Genomic DNA, 15,821 nt, shown 5'->3' with positions numbered 1-15,821 from the left:
AGATCGCAGCCTTCTCGCACGCGGGCAAACGAAGAATCCTACGAACTTCATTCTGCCAACGACTGATCCACCAGTTCGATCCAGTGCATCACCCGCGTGCGTCCGGCGCTGCCCAGATGACTCTGGCAGCCGACATTGGAGGTGACGATCAGCTCAGGGCGGCCACTCTCCAGAGCGTTGAGGCGGTTGTCGCGCAGTTGCCGCGCCAGCAGCGGTTGCGTCAGCGAATACGTGCCTGCCGAACCGCAGCACAAATGGCCGTCGGGCACGGCGGTGAGGTTGAAACCGAGGCGGTTGAGCACGGCTTCCACCGCGCCGCCCAGTTTCAACGCATGCTGCAGGGTGCACGGGCAATGCACGGCAATCCGCCGCTCGCTCGCCGCGCAGACTTTTTCGAGCGGTTCCTGCGCGAGTATCTGCACCAGATCCAGCGTCCGCTCGCTGATTTCCCGTGCCTTGGCTGCATACAGCGGATCGTCTGCCAGCAAATGCCCGTAATCCTTGATGAATGCGCCGCAACCGCTGGCGGTCTGCACGATCGCTTCGGCGCCGTTTTGCAGGTGCGGCCACCAGGCATCGATGTTTTGCCGGGCGCGGTCGAGGCCTTTGGCTTGTGCGTCGAGGTGATAGTCCAGCGCGCCGCAACACCCGGCCTCGGCCACCGGGGTGACACTGATGCCCAAGCGATCCAGCACCCGCGCCGTGGCATCATTGGTATTTGGCGATAACCCCGGCTGTACGCAGCCTTCAAGCAACAACACCTGCCGGACATGGCGCGGGGCGGGGCGCAAACCGGAAAACAGCAGATGCTGCGGCAGTTTGCTTTCCAGCATTCGCGGTAACAGCGGGCGAAACGTCGTGCCCACCCGCAACAAGCCTTTGAACAATCCCGGATTCGGCGCCAATGCGCGCAAGCCCTTACGCAACAGGCGCTGGGCCGCCGGTCGCGGCACCGCGTGATCGACCACCGCGCGGCCGATGTCGAGCAGGTTGTGATAGTCGACGCCGGACGGGCAGGTGGTTTCGCAGTTACGGCACGACAGGCAGCGGTCCAGATGCAGTTGTGTCTGCGCCGTCGCGGGCGCGCCTTCGAGCACTTGTTTGATCAGGTAGATGCGCCCGCGCGGGCCATCGAGTTCATCGCCGAGCAACTGATAGGTCGGGCAGGTCGCGTTGCAAAAGCCGCAATGCACGCAGGTGCGCAGAATCTTTTCTGCCTCGGCGGCGCGGGGTAGTTGTCGCGATTGTTCGCTGAGGGTGGTTTGCATGGCTAGAACTCCGCGTACATGCGCCCGGGGTTGAACAGCCCTTGCGGGTCGAGTTGCGCTTTGAGTTGCCGGTGATAGCGCAGCAGTGTCCAGGCCAGCGGCTGGAACGGCGAAGAGCTGGCGCCGTGGGTGAAACAGGTGGCATGGCCGCCGAGTTCCTGAGCAAGAACATGTATGTGCTCGACGTCGGATTTTAGCCAGCGTTGCGCGCCGGCCCAGTCGATCAGTTGCTCGCCGGGCAGATCCAGCGGCCCGAGATTGTTCGGCAACGACAAGCGCCACAGCGGCAAACCTTCGTTGAAAAACGCAAGACGCTGCTCATTCAGATCCCGCCAGAACCCTGAATCCAACGGCTCACCCCCGAGGCGTTGATGCGCCGCCGTCACCGAACCTTCGCCGCCCTCAAGACGCAAATACAGGCTCTGGCCATCGTGGCAGGCGGCACTGATTGGCAACGGTTGCTGACCCCATTCGGCAAGCTTGGCCAGCGCCCGCGCGCATTCCATATCGAGACGAATGCTTAGGCACTGGCGCGGTTTCGGCAGGACTTTCAGCGACACTTCGGTGAGCACGCCGAGGCAGCCATAACTGCCGGCCATCAGTCGCGACAGGTCATAACCGGCGACATTCTTCATCACTTCGCCGCCGAAGCGCAGGTGTTGACCGAGGCCGGTGATCACCCGCGTGCCGAGGACAAAGTCACGCACCGAGCCAGACCACGGTCGTCGTGGCCCGGACAACCCCGTGGCGATCATGCCGCCGACGGTCGCGCCTTCACCGAATGCCGGCGGTTCGCACGGCAGCATTTGCCCGGCAGCATCCAGCGCCGCCAGCAGCTCGGACAACGGCGTACCGGCGCGCGCCGTGACCACCAGTTCGGTCGGCTCGTAACGGACGATGCCGCAGTGGGCGCGGGTATCGAGCACTTCACCGGCTACTTCGCGGCCGAGAAAGGCTTTGCTATTGCCGCCCTGAATCTTCAACGGAGTGGCGTTGGCCCGCGCTTCGTTGACCTGATCAAGCAAGGCGCCGGCGGCATCGACGTCGGCCATCAGAAACGCTCCAGTTCGGGGAACGGCAATTGCCCGGCATGAATATGCATGGCACCGAATTCGGCGCAGCGGTGCAGGGTCGGAATGTTCTTGCCGGGGTTGAGCAGGCCTTGTGGGTCGAACGCGGCTTTTACTGCATGGAACAGGCTTAGTTCGTCGTTGTTGAACTGCGCGCACATCTGGTTGATTTTCTCGCGGCCGACGCCGTGTTCGCCAGTGATGCTGCCGCCGACCTGCACGCACAGCTCAAGAATCTTGCCGCCCAAGGCTTCGGCGCGGTGCAGCTCGCCGGGTTGATTGGCGTCGAACAGGATCAGCGGGTGCATATTGCCGTCGCCGGCATGGAATACGTTGGCCACGCGCAATCCGTATTCTTCGCTGAGGCGGGCGATGCCTTGCAGGACTCCGGGCAATTCGCGGCGCGGGATGGTGCCGTCCATGCAGTAGTAATCGGGCGACAAACGTCCGATGGCCGGGAAAGCATTTTTTCGCCCGGCCCAGAAGCGCACGCGCTCGGCTTCGTCGCGGGCCTGACGCACTTCGGTGGCGCCGGCGGCGGTCATGACCTCGCGCACCCGTTGGCAATCGTCGTGGACATCGGCTTCGACGCCATCGAGTTCGCACAGCAGAATGGCCTCGGCGTCGACCGGGTAACCGGCGTGGATGAAATCTTCGGCGGCGCGAATGGCGAGGTTGTCCATCATCTCCAGGCCGCCGGGAATAATCCCCGCCGCGATGATTTCGGCGACGGCGCGGCCGGCCTTTTCCACGGAATCGAAACTGGCCAGCAGGACTTTCGCGATCTGCGGTTTGGGCAGCAGTTTGACCGTGACTTCGGTGATGATCCCCAGCAAACCTTCGGAGCCGGTGAACAGCGCGAGCAAATCGAAACCCGCTGAATCGAGGGCGTCCGAACCCAGGGTCAGGCGTTCGCCTTCGATGGTCAGCACTTCGATTTTCAGCAGGTTGTGCACGGTCAAACCGTACTTGAGGCAATGCACACCGCCGGCATTTTCGGCGACGTTGCCACCGATCGAACAGGCGATCTGCGAGGATGGATCCGGCGCGTAATACAGGCCGAAGGGTGCCGCTGCCTGGGAGATCGCCAGATTGCGCACCCCCGGCTGAACCCGCGCGGTGCGCGCGGCCGGGTCGATGTGCAGGATGTTGTTGAAGCGCGCCATCACCAGCAGCAGGCCTTGTTCCAGCGGCAAGGCGCCGCCGGACAACCCTGTGCCGGCACCACGGGCAACCACCGGGACGTTTTTTTCATGGCAGAGTTTGAGCAGTGTTTGCACTTGCTCAAGTCGTCGGGGCAGGGCGACCAGCATCGGCGTGGTGCGGTAGGCGGAGAGGCCATCGCATTCGTAGGGTTTGAGTTCTTCCTCGCGCCACAGAATATCCAGATCAGGCAGCGCTTGCTGCAATGCCTTGAGGAATTCGGCCTTGTTCACCTTCGGTAACGGACCGTCGAGGCGCTCGTCATAAAGAATATTCATCTCAAGCCCTTACCCTTGAGGCATTACCACGCAGAGCGTGGGAACGATCAGGAGCTGGGTGCATTGTCATCTTTGGCTCCCCAAAAACTCGCGATACAGGCGCGCCGTATTCCCCGGCTGTTCAACCATCGGCATGTGCCCGACCTGATCCCAGACATCCACACACAAATTCGCAATGCCCTTGCTCCACACCGGCACGCTGCTGACGTCGATCAGCCGATCCTTGCGCCCCCAGAGCAACAGCGCCGGGCACTTGATGTCGGCCAGTTTCGGCTCCATCGGCGGGCTGGCGCGAAAATCGCGGAAGATCTCTTCCAGTTCATCGCGTTGTTGTTCGTAGCGCTGGGCGATGGCGTCCAGCACTAATTTGGGTACCCATGGCGGCGTGGCCATGGTCATCGCGTAGAACTGCTGGAACTCTTCCCGCGAATTGATCAGAAACGGGTTATGCCCGCGCGCCAGATGGCGCTCCATGTCGCTGGCCTCAGGCGCGGTGACGCCGGCCGGATCGATCAGCGCCACCGAAGCGATACGATCCGGATAAGTCGCCGCCAGCCACGCGGCGATGTAGCCGCCCATCGAGTTGCCGATCACATGGACTTTCTCCACGCCGCAAACGTCGAGCAACTGGATCATGCGTTTGGCCTGCAACGGAATGTCGTAGCCGCCGCCCGCCTTGAAGCCGGTTTCACCATGGCCGGCGAGGTCCGGGATGATCACCCGATACTGGCGCACAAAGTGCCGGGAAAAGCGCAGCCACAGGTTCTTGTCGGCGCTGTAGCCATGCAGCATCAGAATCGCGCTGGCTGCTTCATACGGCCCGCCCTGCCAGGTCGAGACGGTCATCTCGGCGATCGGCACTTCGATCTTGTGCAATTTGTACAACTTGGCCTCGATGGCCATGTTCAGGTCGTACAGCCAATGACCGACCGCCGGATAACTCAACCAGCTCCAGGCCACGAAAACCGCGAGGGCGACAAACAGCAAAAGCATCGACGTCTTCCTTTTACGTGTTCAGGACAGAATGTGGTCGGCCGGTTTCAGCGTCCGGGTCAAGCGGTGATAGCTGAAACTGAAGCCGGGAAACATCGCGATCACATGACCGCTCTTGCTTTGATACCAACTGTGGCAGCCGCCGGACTTCCAGACCGTGCGTTCCATCTCCCGATGAATCATCTCAGTGTAGGTACGTTCCGCTTCGGGGCGCACTTCGATGCTGCGCAGACCTTTCGCCTGCACGGTGCGGATGCAGTCGAGGATGTAGTTCATCTGTGATTCGATGATGAACAGCGCCGAGGTGTGGCCGATGCCGGTGTTGGGGCCGGTGACGATAAACAGATTGGGGAAGTCCGGCAGGCTGGTGCCCAGATACGCGCGCGGGTATTGCGCCCAGACCTCTCTGAGTTGCACGGCGTTTTTTCCGCTGACCGGGTAGGAAATCACCCCGTCGGTGGCGTCGTACCCGGTCGACCAGACAATCAGATCAACATCGAGGTGCTGGCCGTCCTCGGTGTTGATCCCGGTTTCGTCGATGGACGCAATGCCTTGCTCGCGGGTATGCAAGGTGACGTTGGCGCGACTCAGCGCCGGGTAATAGGTGCTGGACACCAGCACCCGTTTGCAGCCGATGGTGAAGTCCGGGGTGAGTTTTTCTTGCAGCGCCGGGTCTGGCACCTGGCGTTTGAGAAAGCGCAGGGCGTGCTGCTGGACTATGTGAATCGCCGCTTTCGAGTATTTGAACGCGATGACCCGGGTTTCGAATTGCCAATAAATCAGCCAGCGCAACAGTTTGTAGGCCGGTTTCAGACCGAGCAGCCAGCGTTGCAGCGGCCCGAACTGCCGATCGGCGCGGGGCAGCACCCAATGCGGCGTGCGCTGAAACACGTGCAATTGCTCGACCTGCGGCGCAATCGCCGGAATCACCTGCACCGCACTGGCACCGCTGCCGACAATCGCCACGCGTTTACCGCGGTAGTCGTAGCTGTGATCCCAGTTGTTCGTATGAAAAGTCTTGCCTTGAAAGCGATCCTGGCCGGGAAAGTGTGGGATGACCGGTTGGCTCAATGGCCCGGTGGCATTGATCAGGAACTGCGCATAAAAGGTGCCTTTGCTGGCGGTGTGCACAGCCCAGCGCTTTTCCGTGTCGTCCCATTCGACGCGCTCGACATTGGCCTCCAGCTCCACGCGCTCACGCAAACCGAACTGCTCGATGACATGCTCGGTGTAGCGCTGCAGTTCGGCCTGTCCGGCGAACATCTGTGACCAGCGGTACGGCGCGAACGACAGCGAATACAGCGGCGACGGCACGTCCACCGCCGCGCCGGGGTAGGTGTTCTGGCACCAGGTGCCGCCAAAGAAGTCCCGTCGCTCCAGCAGGCGAAAATCGTCGATCCCGGCCTTGAGCAGGTTGACCGCAGCACATTGACCGCCAAAACCGCTGCCGATGATCAACACGTGATAGGTGTGCATGGGTCTCCTTCTTATAGTTTTTTTTCCATTTTGCTCCTTTCATGTATAGCCAAATATTTGCCCTGTGTGCGGTCCTGATGTCGCGCTATTCAGCCCGCTGGCCGGTGATGGCTATTTAACGTCGCCCTGTTAGACTTCCAGCACATCCGTCCTGCGGTGTGCGTGATCGAGGTCCTTATGGGAAATACCGGAGGAAAGGGACTTTCATTGGCCAGGAGGCTTTATACGTCGCGCATCCTCGGGTTGATTCTGGGGCTCGTGTGCGTGAGCGTGTCGATGTACTCGCTCGATCCGCCGCTGTGGGTCTGGGCACTGATGTTCTTCAACGGCCTGGTCTGGCCGCATCTGGCGTTTCAATGGGCGCGCCGCGCCCGGGTTCCTTACCACGCTGAACACCGCAATCTGTTGATTGACGCTTTTTTCGGCGGCTTTTGGCTTGCCGCCATGCATTTCAATCCGCTGCCCACTGCCACGACCATTTCGATGATGGCAATGAACAACGTCGCAATCGGTGGTTCACGTTTTCTATTGGCAGGCTCTGCGGCGCAGTTGCTCGGGGTCGGCGTCGGGCTGGTGGTGTTTGCTCCGGCATTCATTCCGCAAACTACGCCTGCACAAATGTACGCCTGTTTCCCGTTACTGCTGCTGTACCCCTTGGCGCTGGGCTGGATCTGCTTTCGTCAGGCCTACACGCTTGGCTTGCATAAACGCGAATTGCTCGCCTTGAGCCGCACCGACAGCCTGACCGGGCTGCTCAATCATGGCGCCTGGAAGGATCAACTGGAGATCGCTTTTCAGCGCTGCAAGCGGCAGAAGCAGGGTGCGGCGATTGCGCTGATCGACATCGATCACTTCAAGGCGATCAACGACACCTACGGCCATGTCGCGGGCGACATCGTGTTGCGCCAGTTGAGCAAGTTGCTTAAACAAAACCTGCGGGCGACGGACGTTGCCGGGCGTTATGGTGGTGATGAGTTCTGCGTGATTTTGCCGGATCTGCCGCTGTTCAACGCCGCGCAGGCGATGGAAGCGTTGCGTGAGCGCTTCGCGATTCTGGGTTATGAGCAGAATCCGGCGTTGAAGGTCAGCTTGAGCATCGGCCTGGCGGCGTACGATCCGGCGCATGCCGACGCAACACGCTGGCTCAATGATGCCGATCAGGCGTTGTACGAGGCCAAGGCCAGCGGGCGTAATCGGGTCATCTGCAATTGCGATGACAAGTCCCGGCAGACGTTACTGGATTCGGTTTGATCCGCATCACCACAAATCCCTTGTGGGAGCGAGCCTGCTCGCGAAAGCGCTGGGTCAGCCAACATTGATATCGCCTGACACGACGCCTTCGCGAGCAGGCTCGCTCCCACAGGGGGTTGTGTGTTGTCGGTTAGATCAGTGTCGCATTCGGTGTAGAGCCTCGCGCCGATGTCGGGTACGGTTAAATCCCCCCGACGCGAAACAAGGATCGCTTCATGACGTGCTCATTTTCTCGCTCCCTGCTGGCCGCTAGCCTCGGCCTGTCTCTCGCCTTCTCGGCTGCCCACGCCTTTGCCGAACCGCACAAACAAGTGCTCGCTGATGCCGAGCAATACCAGCCAGAAGCGCTGAAATTGCTGGAACGGCTGGTCAATATCGACTCCGGTTCCGGTTACGAGCCAGGCCTCAAGCAAGTCAGCGACATCGCCATCGATGAGCTGAAAAAACTCGGCGCGACCATCGAACTGGTGCCCAATACGCCGGAAAAATCCAACCATGTACTGGCGACGCTGAAAGGCACCGGCAAGGCGAAAATCCTCCTGATGGCGCACATGGACACGGTGTTCAAGGAAGGTTCGGCGGCCGAGCGGCCATTCCACATCAAGGACGGCCGCGCTTACGGGCCGGGGGTGATGGATGACAAGGGCGGCATCGTCGCCGGTATCTATGCGCTGAAAGTTTTGAAAAACCTCGACTTCAAGGACTACGCGCAAATCACCTTTCTGCTCGACGCCAGTGAAGAAACCGGTTCGGACGTCGCCACCGATCTGATCAAGAAAACCGCTAAACAGCACGACGTGACCCTCAACCTTGAGCCGGGGCGCCCGGCTGATGGCTTGGTGGTGTGGCGCAAGGGCAGCGCGACGGCGCTGGTCGAGGTCAAGGGTAAGGCCGCTCACGCCGGCGTCGCCCCGGAACTGGGGCGCAACGCCGCGATGGAAGCGGCGCACCAGATTCTGCAGTTGGGCAAACTCGGCGATGAGGCGAAGAAGACCACCATCAACTTCACCGTGCTCAAGGCCGGCGACCGCACCAACGTGATTCCCGATCAAGCCACCGCCAAGGCCGACGTGCGCGCGGCGGTGCCGGAGGAGTTTGACCGGATCGAGAAGGACCTGGCGCGGGTGTCGCAGGACAAATTGATTCCCGAGACTGAGGTCAAGACTTCGTTGCAGCGCGGCTTGCCCCCGATGCCGCAAACGCCTGAGTCGGATCGCCTGATGGCGATGGCTCAAGGGATTTATGGCGAGATTGGTCGCAAGCTGACCGAGGAGGGCAGTGGTGGCGCGGCGGATGCGAGTTTGTCGGCTGGGGTCGGCACGCCGACGCTGGATGGTTTCGGGATTGTTGGCGGCAATATCCACACGCCGGAGGAATACGCCGAAGTGGCGAGCGTGGCGCCGCGGATTTATCTGTTGTCGCGGATGATCATGGAGTTGGCCAAGCCGCGGTGAGTGGGTTTGTGGTGTGACTGATGCGGGTGGGGTGTCAGGTGCATTTGCCCTCACCCTAACCCTCTCCCGGAGGGAGAGGGGACTGACCGTGTTGTTTGTGGTCCATGTGGCAACCGGCAGATCAAGTTGAATTCAAACTTGCATTCAACGCGATCTCTCACGTCGGCGTAGATCCCGAGCATCCCCCAATCAGTTTCCTCTCCCGAGGGGGAGGACTGACCGTGTTGTTTGTGATTAACAGAGCGACCTGAAAGATTAACTTTGAATTCAAAATCGGATTCAGCGCGGTGCCACAGGTCGGCGTAGCTCCCGAGCATCCCCCAATCGGTTCCCTCTCCCTCCGGGAGAGGGCTAGGGTGAGGGGCTTTTGTGGGAAAAGTGGAAGGCGCGGACGCCGTACAAAAAATACCGAAAATTCCGACAGAAGCTCTCGTTGCAGCCGTTGAGCGCTGCTCTTATAGTCTCGGCTCGCAGAAAAATCTGCGACGATCTTGGCCGGTCGAATACAGCACCTGACCCCTATTTGGAGTGAACTCTATGACCGACCAAGTAATGCCCCGCTTCCTCCCCATCGACACCTACGACGCCGAATCCCCGGTGCTCTTCCTTAACACCCACTCAGAACTCAGCGACATGGCCGCCTGTGCGATGCACCGGTTTGTGGTTGTGCGCGATCTGGCCGACACCTTTGCCAGTCTCAACCTCAAGGGCATTTCCGATTGTGATCTGACGCGGGTGACCAGCGCGGTGCATCTGTTGATGCGCGAGGGCTGTGCGATTCTGAATGTGATTCAGGCGCGGGCGGTGCAGCGGGAAGAGGCTTACAAGACGCCGGTTTAGCGGTGTAGCGGCGGACGCCTTCGCGAGCAGGCTCGCTTGTATGGTAGGACTTGAAGGGAGGAGGAGGGACAAGGCTCGATTCTGACTGTTGACGCAGTACAGACCGTGGGAGATTTCGCCCCTCCTCCTTTCACCCAAGCGCCGATAAAGAATGCATCTGGCTAGACCGACGATAGGAACAAGCCTGCGCCTCTGGGTGAGCCCTTCAAGTGCTCAAACCTTATCCCGGAGGAAATCCTGTGGCAATGCCAGTCGCTCTATCAAATCCGATCGTTGGCGTGGATGTTGCCAAAAATGAACTGGTGATTTATCAGGCCGATAGCGATCTGCTTGAAGCGATTCCCAACACCAAAACATCCATCAAGCAGTGGCTGAAAGCCTTGCTCGGCCCCGTGTCTATTGCCATTGAGGCAACCAACATCTACCACCTGGAATTCGCTGATTTGGCCTATGCGGCCGGTTGCACGATTTACATGGTGGGCGGCTATGAACTCAAACATTACCGCGAAGGCGTGAAGATCCGCGCCAAAACCGACGCCTTGGACGCCAAGTTGCTGGCCCGTTACCTGAAGAACGAAGCCGAGGAGTTGCGCCCCTGGACCCCGCCATCACCGCTTTACCGCCAGCTCCTGAGCCTTTTCCGCCGCCGCGCGGCTTTGGTCCAGGCAAGGGTCGGCCTGGTGCAGAGCTGGTCGAATGAGCCGCTGTTGAAGGCAGCTTTTGCTGAACAAGTAAAATCCATGCAGCGGCTTGAAACGATGATCGAAAAGACGATCAACGATCAGCTCAAACAAGCCGGCTTGCTCGGCCAATTGAAGCGTTGCCTGAAAGTAGAGGGCATTGGATTTCTGACCGGAGCGCGCCTGCTCACGGCGTTTCAGCGGGGGGAGTTTAGCAACGCGGATGCGTTTATCGCCTTCCTGGGCATGGATTTACGGGTATCGAAATCAGGGCAAAAGGACGGCCGCCGCAGCTTGACCAAGCGCGGAGACCCCGAGGCCCGCCGACTTTTGCACAACGCAGCGATGTCGGCTAGCCGTACGATAGCCTGGAAAGGGTTTTACGAAGCCCAAAGAGCACGGGGTTTCAGCACCACGCAGGCGTTGGTGATGCTGGCTCGCAAGCTTGCTCGGGTGGTATTCGCCTTGCTGAAAGGGCAAAGCGAATATCAGGCAAAAGTCAGTTGAGGGCTTCCCCTCAACCATAGAATCTCCCACATTTGATCGGTGTCGAACACGAATGTTGTGTTTAACCAAGATCCACTGTGGGAGCGAGCCTGCTCGCGAAAGGGCCGGTGAAGCGTGCGCATCACTCCTTGACGCTCATGTATTCCTTGGCCCAGAGAATGTATTCCTCCGGCTGTGTATAGGTGTGCGTCAACTCGGTCGCGCTCAGGTCGGAGGCCTGGGTGAAGATCTGCCGCTGTTCACGCAAGCTGTCATACGTCGCTTTGATCGCCGCAAAGTAAGCACCATGGCCATCAATGGTCACGCGTACACCGAGTTCGGCCAGACGTTTGTCGTCGCGCAGCGCCGGGTTGCCGTAGGTCACCAGCATCAGCGGTACGGTCAGGTGTTCGGCGATTTGCTCAAGCTGATCGAAATCCTGAATCCCGACCATGCAGATGCCGTCAGCCCCGGCCGCCTGGTACTGGCGAGTGCGGCTGATGATTTCCTGGTTCGGCAAAATGCCGGCATTGGTACGGGCGATGATCGCCATTTCCGTATCAACCCGGGCTTCCAGCGCCGCGCGGATCTTGCCGACGCCTTCGGCAACGGTGATCAGATCGGTGGATTTGCGGCCGAATTGCGCCGGCAGCAAGGTGTCTTCGATGGTCAGGGCGGCGACGCCGGCGCGCTCCAGTTCGACGATGGTGCGCATCACGTTGAGGGCGTTGCCGTAGCCGTGGTCGGCGTCGGCGATCACCGGCAATTGGGCGACGCGGCCGATGCGGGTGGCCTGTTCGGCGAACTCGCTGAGGGTGATCAAGGCAAAGTCCGGAGCACCGAGCACCTGCAACGAGGCCACGGAACCGCCGAGAATCCCCACTTCAAAACCGAGGTCAGCGGCAATCCGTGCGGACATCGGATCGAACACCGAAGCCGTGTGATAGCAGGTGTCGGAAGCCAGCAGTTGACGGAAGTTACGGCGCAAATCTTGATGGGAAAGCCGGGTCATACGAGTTCCACCAATACAAAGGAATGGAAAGGCTTGAACAAAGGTGTCAACGCCGAAGAATGAAAAGGCTATCACGCGAATGGGTCAAGGATCATGACGAATTTGCAAGGGACAGGTTGTCGCGGACTCTTTTGCTGAAAGGATTTACCTTTTTGCGGTGGTGACCGTCAGGCCGCCACCGCCTGTTGCTGTTGATTGGGCAGCATCACCGCGCGTACCGAATTGCCCGGTTGCAGTTGCAGGCGCTTGGCGGTGAGGCGGTCGATCACCAGGCTGCTGCCGACCCGGCGGGCGCGGGCCACGGTGATGCGGCAGTTTTCCAGGCGGCGGTTGTGAATCAGCCACAGCGGCGCCTGTTCGTCGGGGCTGCCGAGGCTCAGGGCCAGCTCGACGCTCTCGCGCACGGTGCGGATATTGCGCACTGGCGCTTCGATCACCGGGCCGCCATCGAAGATGTCGATGTAGCCTTTGTGGGTGAAACCTTCGGCCTGGAGGATTTTCAGCGCCGGCTCGGTATTCGGGTGCGCCTGGCCGATCGCGGCCTGGGCCTGTTCGGTGAGCAGGCAGGTGTACAGCGGCTGGCGCGGCATCAGTTCGGCGATGAACGATTTGTTGCCCAGCCCGGACAAGTGGTCGGCATGGCTGAAGTCCATTTGAAAGAAATGCCGACCCAGGCTGTCCCAGAACGGCGAACAACCGTGTTCATCGGCACTGCCGCGCAGTTCGGCAATCATCTTCTCGCCGAACAGGTGCGGGAACTCGGCAACGAACAGCAAACGCCCCAGTGACAACAAGCGGCCATTGCTGCCGTGGCGCTGATCATGGCCGAGAAACAGCGAGCACAGCTCCGATTGGCCGGTGAGTTCGTTGTTGAGAAACAGTGTCGGGATCTGCCGTTGAATGCCCAGATCCGGCGCCGAACTGACGGTCAACCCGACCCGATAGTTGTACCAGGGCTCGCGCAGGCCGACCGCCCCGGCCAGGGCGCTGACGCCGACCACGCGCATGTCGTCGTCTTCGAGCACAAACAGATAGTCCGCGTCGGCCCGTTCCACCTGTTCGGCGAACGCCCGTTGCGCCCAGCGGACCCGGTGGGACAGGCGATCTTCGTTGGCCGGCAGGGTGGTGAACCCCGGGCCGGCCTGTTGCACCAGCGCCATCAAGGCTGGCAGGTCGCTGACTTTGACCGGGCGGACAATCATGCTGGAACTCCTTCTGCGCGCCTGTTCGGGCACTGTCGTTGGCTGCGCAACCGCACGGGTTTCACAGGGCAATCAGCCGGATCGGGCTGCCATCGGTCACGTTCAGCGCCGCACACATTGCAGGGGTGAGGGACAACGGTTGATCGGGTTGGTAATCGAGTTCGGCCATGATCGATCGGAAGCCGTGCAGCGCGTCGTTGCTCAGCAGATAACGACCGCGGGCATCGATTTGGGGTTTTTGCTGCACCGTTGCCGTCTGGCTGCGGGCGATCGAACGAATGTTGCTGGTGCGCGCATACAGGGTCGGGCCGGCGTCGAACAAGTCGATGTAGCTGTTGGTTTCGAAGCCTTCACGCTCGAGGATGTCGAACGCTTCCTGGCCATCCGGGTGGATGCGCCCGATGCAGTCCTGCGCGGCTTGCGGCAGCATCGGCACGTAGATCGGATATTGCGGCATCAGTTCGGCGAGAAACGTGCGGCTCTGCAGCCCGCACAGGCGTTCGGCTTCCGCGTAGGGCAGGTCGAAGAAGTGTTTGCCCAGCGCATCCCAGAACGGCGAATGGCCTTCCTCGTCGCTGTAGCCGACGATTTCGGTGATCACCGCCTCGGCAAAGCGCGGCGCATTGGCGGCGATGAACAACAGGCGCGCCCGTGACAACAATTCGGAAAACGGCGTACGCACCAGTTCGGCATTAATGTGAAAACCACGCAGCAATGTGTGGCCGCTGAGGTCATGGCACAGCGACAGCGCCGGTACGCCGTGTTCAATGTTCAGTTCGCGGGATGCACTGGTGAAATGGCGATTGCGCAGGCTGTAGAACGGCTCGTCGAAGCCCGCCGTCGCGAGAATCTCCGAGCAGCCAACCAGACGCTGGTCGTCCAGGTCTTCCAGCACAAAGAAGTAATTCTCCGGGCCGTGGGCCGCCGCTGCGCTAGCGAACGATGCACATGACGCGGCGATTTTTGCGCGCAGGCGCTCGCTGTCGTCCGGCAGGGAGGTCACGCCCACCAGACTGTCGCGGGCCAATTGTTGTAGCTGGGGCAGGTCAGTCTGTTCGACTGGGCGTAAGACCAGCATGGATGTACTCCTGTATCAAAAGGTTCGGCGATGTCGCCAAACCTGACTATCACTGTCGGTGTCCACGCGATAAATCGGCGGTCGCCTGATTTGTTGTCAGACGCCGCTCTTTTTCTTGTCAGCCGTTGCTCGGGTCAGGCAGCGCAGTACTGGCGCCGAGTTTATTCAGGAAGAACAGATACACCAGGCCCAGGGCAATCCAGATCAGGCCGAGCTTCTGCGCATCGACGCCCATGTTGTACATGATGGCCGCGACGATGATGAAGCCGATGACCGGGCAGGTCAGGTGACGCACCACCTGGCCGGACTTCTGCCGACGCCAGTAGTAGTTGATCACTGTCAGGTGCAGCAGCATGAAGCCACTGAGCGCGCCGAAGTTGACCAGCGAGGTCAGGGTGTCGACCGAGTTGATGAACAGATAGCAGATCACCAGCGACAGCACCGCCACCAGATAAATGCTCAGGTACGGCGTGTTGTGTTTCGGGTGCACCTTGGCCAGCACTTTTGGCAACTTGCCGTCGCGGGCCATGCCGAACAGCAGACGCGAGACTGCGGCTTGCGAGGTGATCGCTACAGCCACGCCCCAAGCCAATGCCGTCGCGACAGCGGTCAGGGTCGCCAGCCAGCTGCCGGCAGCGATTTCGGCGATTTCATAGAACGCGGTGTCGGCGGATTTGAAGCCCATGCCTGCCGCCAGGTCGGTGGCAATCCAGGTTTGCGCAACGAAAATCACCCCCATGACTACCAGAGTGATCAGCGCGGCTTTGCCGACGCTCTTGCCCGGATCGCCTTTGATTTCTTCAGCGAGTGTCGAGATCGCATCGAAGCCAAGGAACGACAGCACCGCAATCGACACCGCTTGCATCAGCAGGGCGAAGTTAAAGGTTTCCGCGTGATACAGCGGCGCCAGGGTCAGCTCGCCGTTACCGCCACCGTTGTGCAGGGCATTCCAGGCGTAGAACAGGAAGATCCCCAGCACCACCAGTTGCGCGAGCAGGAAGATGATGTTCATCCGTGCGGTGAAGGTGATGCCGCGCAGGTTGACGAAGGTCGCGCTGACCAGAAACGCCAGAATAAAGCCGACTTTCGGAATGTCCGGGTACAAATGGTTGAGGGCCATCGCCGCGTAGACATAGAGCAGCGGCGGGATCAGCAGGTAATCGAGCAGCATCAGCCAGCCGGCGATGAAACCGACGTGTTGATTGAGGCCACGCTGCGCGTAGGAATAGACCGAACCGGCAATCGGAAAAGCCTTGGCCATGCTGCCGTAACTCAGCGCGGTGAACAGCATCGCCACCATGCCAATAATGTACGCCAACGGCACCATCCCCGGTGCCTCGGCGTTGACGTAGCCATACACACCGAACGGGGCGATGGGGATCATGAAGATCATCCCGTATACCACCAGATCGGTCAGCGTCAGGCTACGTTTCAACTCTTGCTTGTAGCCGAATTCTTCAATTTCCATGAAGCGCAACTCCTTGTCAGCCAGTCGGTCGTTTTAGTTGTTATCGATCCATCGTTTACAGC

Annotated in this window: 13 protein-coding genes; 4 read left to right on the top strand and 9 right to left on the bottom strand. The window is 60.3% G+C overall.

Features of this window, described 5'->3' with window-relative positions; genetic code table 11:
- Window positions 1-47 precede the first annotated feature (47 nt).
- From glcF to HU754_RS18710, 5 genes are all read right to left on the bottom strand, one after another.
- Window positions 48-1,268 (bottom strand): glycolate oxidase subunit GlcF, encoded by a 1,221-nt coding sequence (glcF, locus tag HU754_RS18730; protein WP_186625587.1) that lies wholly within the window; start codon window positions 1,266-1,268, stop codon window positions 48-50.
- 2 nt (window positions 1,269-1,270) lie between these two features.
- Entirely contained in the window at window positions 1,271-2,320 is a 1,050-nt protein-coding gene (glcE, locus tag HU754_RS18725; protein ID WP_186625589.1) for a glycolate oxidase subunit GlcE, read from the bottom strand.
- A complete protein-coding gene (gene glcD, locus HU754_RS18720) occupies window positions 2,320-3,819 on the bottom strand; it encodes a glycolate oxidase subunit GlcD (protein ID WP_186625591.1) in 1,500 nt (499 codons plus the stop codon). The genes glcE and glcD overlap by 1 nt, the downstream gene beginning before the upstream one ends.
- A gap of 66 nt (window positions 3,820-3,885) precedes the next feature.
- Entirely contained in the window at window positions 3,886-4,812 is a 927-nt protein-coding gene (locus HU754_RS18715) for an alpha/beta fold hydrolase (protein ID WP_186625593.1), read from the bottom strand.
- 21 nt (window positions 4,813-4,833) lie between these two features.
- The gene (locus HU754_RS18710) at window positions 4,834-6,288 is read right to left on the bottom strand and encodes a flavin-containing monooxygenase (RefSeq protein WP_186625595.1); all 1,455 of its coding nucleotides are present in this window, start codon (window positions 6,286-6,288) and stop codon (window positions 4,834-4,836) included.
- 177 nt (window positions 6,289-6,465) lie between these two features.
- Here HU754_RS18710 and HU754_RS18705 point away from each other — a divergent pair, with 177 nt between their 5' ends.
- The 4 genes from HU754_RS18705 (at window position 6,466) to HU754_RS18690 (ending at window position 11,020) form a co-directional block, all read left to right on the top strand.
- Window positions 6,466-7,539, top strand: coding sequence for a diguanylate cyclase (locus HU754_RS18705; RefSeq protein WP_093439052.1), 1,074 nt, complete (start codon window positions 6,466-6,468; stop codon window positions 7,537-7,539).
- Window positions 7,540-7,754: 215 nt separating this feature from the next.
- The gene (locus HU754_RS18700) at window positions 7,755-8,993 is read left to right on the top strand and encodes a M20/M25/M40 family metallo-hydrolase (RefSeq protein WP_186625597.1); all 1,239 of its coding nucleotides are present in this window, start codon (window positions 7,755-7,757) and stop codon (window positions 8,991-8,993) included.
- Window positions 8,994-9,530: 537 nt separating this feature from the next.
- On the top strand, window positions 9,531-9,833 hold the full coding sequence (locus HU754_RS18695; RefSeq protein WP_034152534.1) for a hypothetical protein: 303 nt from the start codon (window positions 9,531-9,533) through the stop codon (window positions 9,831-9,833).
- A gap of 245 nt (window positions 9,834-10,078) precedes the next feature.
- Window positions 10,079-11,020, top strand: coding sequence for an IS110 family transposase (locus tag HU754_RS18690; RefSeq protein ID WP_217827635.1), 942 nt, complete (start codon window positions 10,079-10,081; stop codon window positions 11,018-11,020).
- Window positions 11,021-11,141: 121 nt separating this feature from the next.
- Here HU754_RS18690 and HU754_RS18685 read toward each other — a convergent pair whose 3' ends face one another.
- From HU754_RS18685 to HU754_RS18670, 4 genes are all read right to left on the bottom strand, one after another.
- The gene (locus tag HU754_RS18685) at window positions 11,142-12,011 is read right to left on the bottom strand and encodes an isocitrate lyase/PEP mutase family protein (protein ID WP_007919546.1); all 870 of its coding nucleotides are present in this window, start codon (window positions 12,009-12,011) and stop codon (window positions 11,142-11,144) included.
- Between the two features lie 167 nt (window positions 12,012-12,178).
- Window positions 12,179-13,213, bottom strand: a complete 1,035-nt coding sequence (gene astA / locus HU754_RS18680; RefSeq protein ID WP_095047516.1) for an arginine N-succinyltransferase — start codon at window positions 13,211-13,213, stop codon at window positions 12,179-12,181.
- A 61-nt stretch (window positions 13,214-13,274) separates the two neighbouring features.
- Window positions 13,275-14,291 carry an arginine N-succinyltransferase gene (locus HU754_RS18675; RefSeq protein WP_186624834.1) on the bottom strand — a complete coding sequence of 339 codons (1,017 nt, stop codon included), beginning with the start codon at window positions 14,289-14,291 and terminating at the stop codon, window positions 13,275-13,277.
- Window positions 14,292-14,409: 118 nt separating this feature from the next.
- The gene (locus HU754_RS18670) at window positions 14,410-15,759 is read right to left on the bottom strand and encodes an APC family permease (protein ID WP_186624835.1); all 1,350 of its coding nucleotides are present in this window, start codon (window positions 15,757-15,759) and stop codon (window positions 14,410-14,412) included.
- Between the last annotated feature and the right edge of the window lie 62 nt (window positions 15,760-15,821).

This window comes from Pseudomonas zeae (assembly GCF_014268485.2).
Lineage (GTDB): Bacteria > Pseudomonadota > Gammaproteobacteria > Pseudomonadales > Pseudomonadaceae > Aquipseudomonas > Aquipseudomonas neuropathica.
The sequence above is the reverse complement of the archived record's forward strand: the minus strand, read 5'-3'. Positions and strand labels throughout refer to the sequence as shown.

What these genes read in the sequence shown, in the direction of transcription:
- glcF (WP_186625587.1), bottom strand. Translation starts at nt 1,268, where the DNA reads ATGCAAACCACCCTCAGCGAACAATCGCGACAACTACCCCGCGCCGCC.
- glcE (WP_186625589.1), bottom strand. Translation starts at nt 2,320, where the DNA reads ATGGCCGACGTCGATGCCGCCGGCGCCTTGCTTGATCAGGTCAACGAA.
- glcD (WP_186625591.1), bottom strand. Translation starts at nt 3,819, where the DNA reads ATGAATATTCTTTATGACGAGCGCCTCGACGGTCCGTTACCGAAGGTG.
- HU754_RS18715 (WP_186625593.1), bottom strand. Translation starts at nt 4,812, where the DNA reads ATGCTTTTGCTGTTTGTCGCCCTCGCGGTTTTCGTGGCCTGGAGCTGG.
- HU754_RS18710 (WP_186625595.1), bottom strand. Translation starts at nt 6,288, where the DNA reads ATGCACACCTATCACGTGTTGATCATCGGCAGCGGTTTTGGCGGTCAA.
- HU754_RS18705 (WP_093439052.1), top strand. Translation starts at nt 6,466, where the DNA reads ATGGGAAATACCGGAGGAAAGGGACTTTCATTGGCCAGGAGGCTTTAT.
- HU754_RS18700 (WP_186625597.1), top strand. Translation starts at nt 7,755, where the DNA reads ATGACGTGCTCATTTTCTCGCTCCCTGCTGGCCGCTAGCCTCGGCCTG.
- HU754_RS18695 (WP_034152534.1), top strand. Translation starts at nt 9,531, where the DNA reads ATGACCGACCAAGTAATGCCCCGCTTCCTCCCCATCGACACCTACGAC.
- HU754_RS18690 (WP_217827635.1), top strand. Translation starts at nt 10,079, where the DNA reads ATGCCAGTCGCTCTATCAAATCCGATCGTTGGCGTGGATGTTGCCAAA.
- HU754_RS18685 (WP_007919546.1), bottom strand. Translation starts at nt 12,011, where the DNA reads ATGACCCGGCTTTCCCATCAAGATTTGCGCCGTAACTTCCGTCAACTG.
- astA (WP_095047516.1), bottom strand. Translation starts at nt 13,213, where the DNA reads ATGATTGTCCGCCCGGTCAAAGTCAGCGACCTGCCAGCCTTGATGGCG.
- HU754_RS18675 (WP_186624834.1), bottom strand. Translation starts at nt 14,291, where the DNA reads ATGCTGGTCTTACGCCCAGTCGAACAGACTGACCTGCCCCAGCTACAA.
- HU754_RS18670 (WP_186624835.1), bottom strand. Translation starts at nt 15,759, where the DNA reads ATGGAAATTGAAGAATTCGGCTACAAGCAAGAGTTGAAACGTAGCCTG.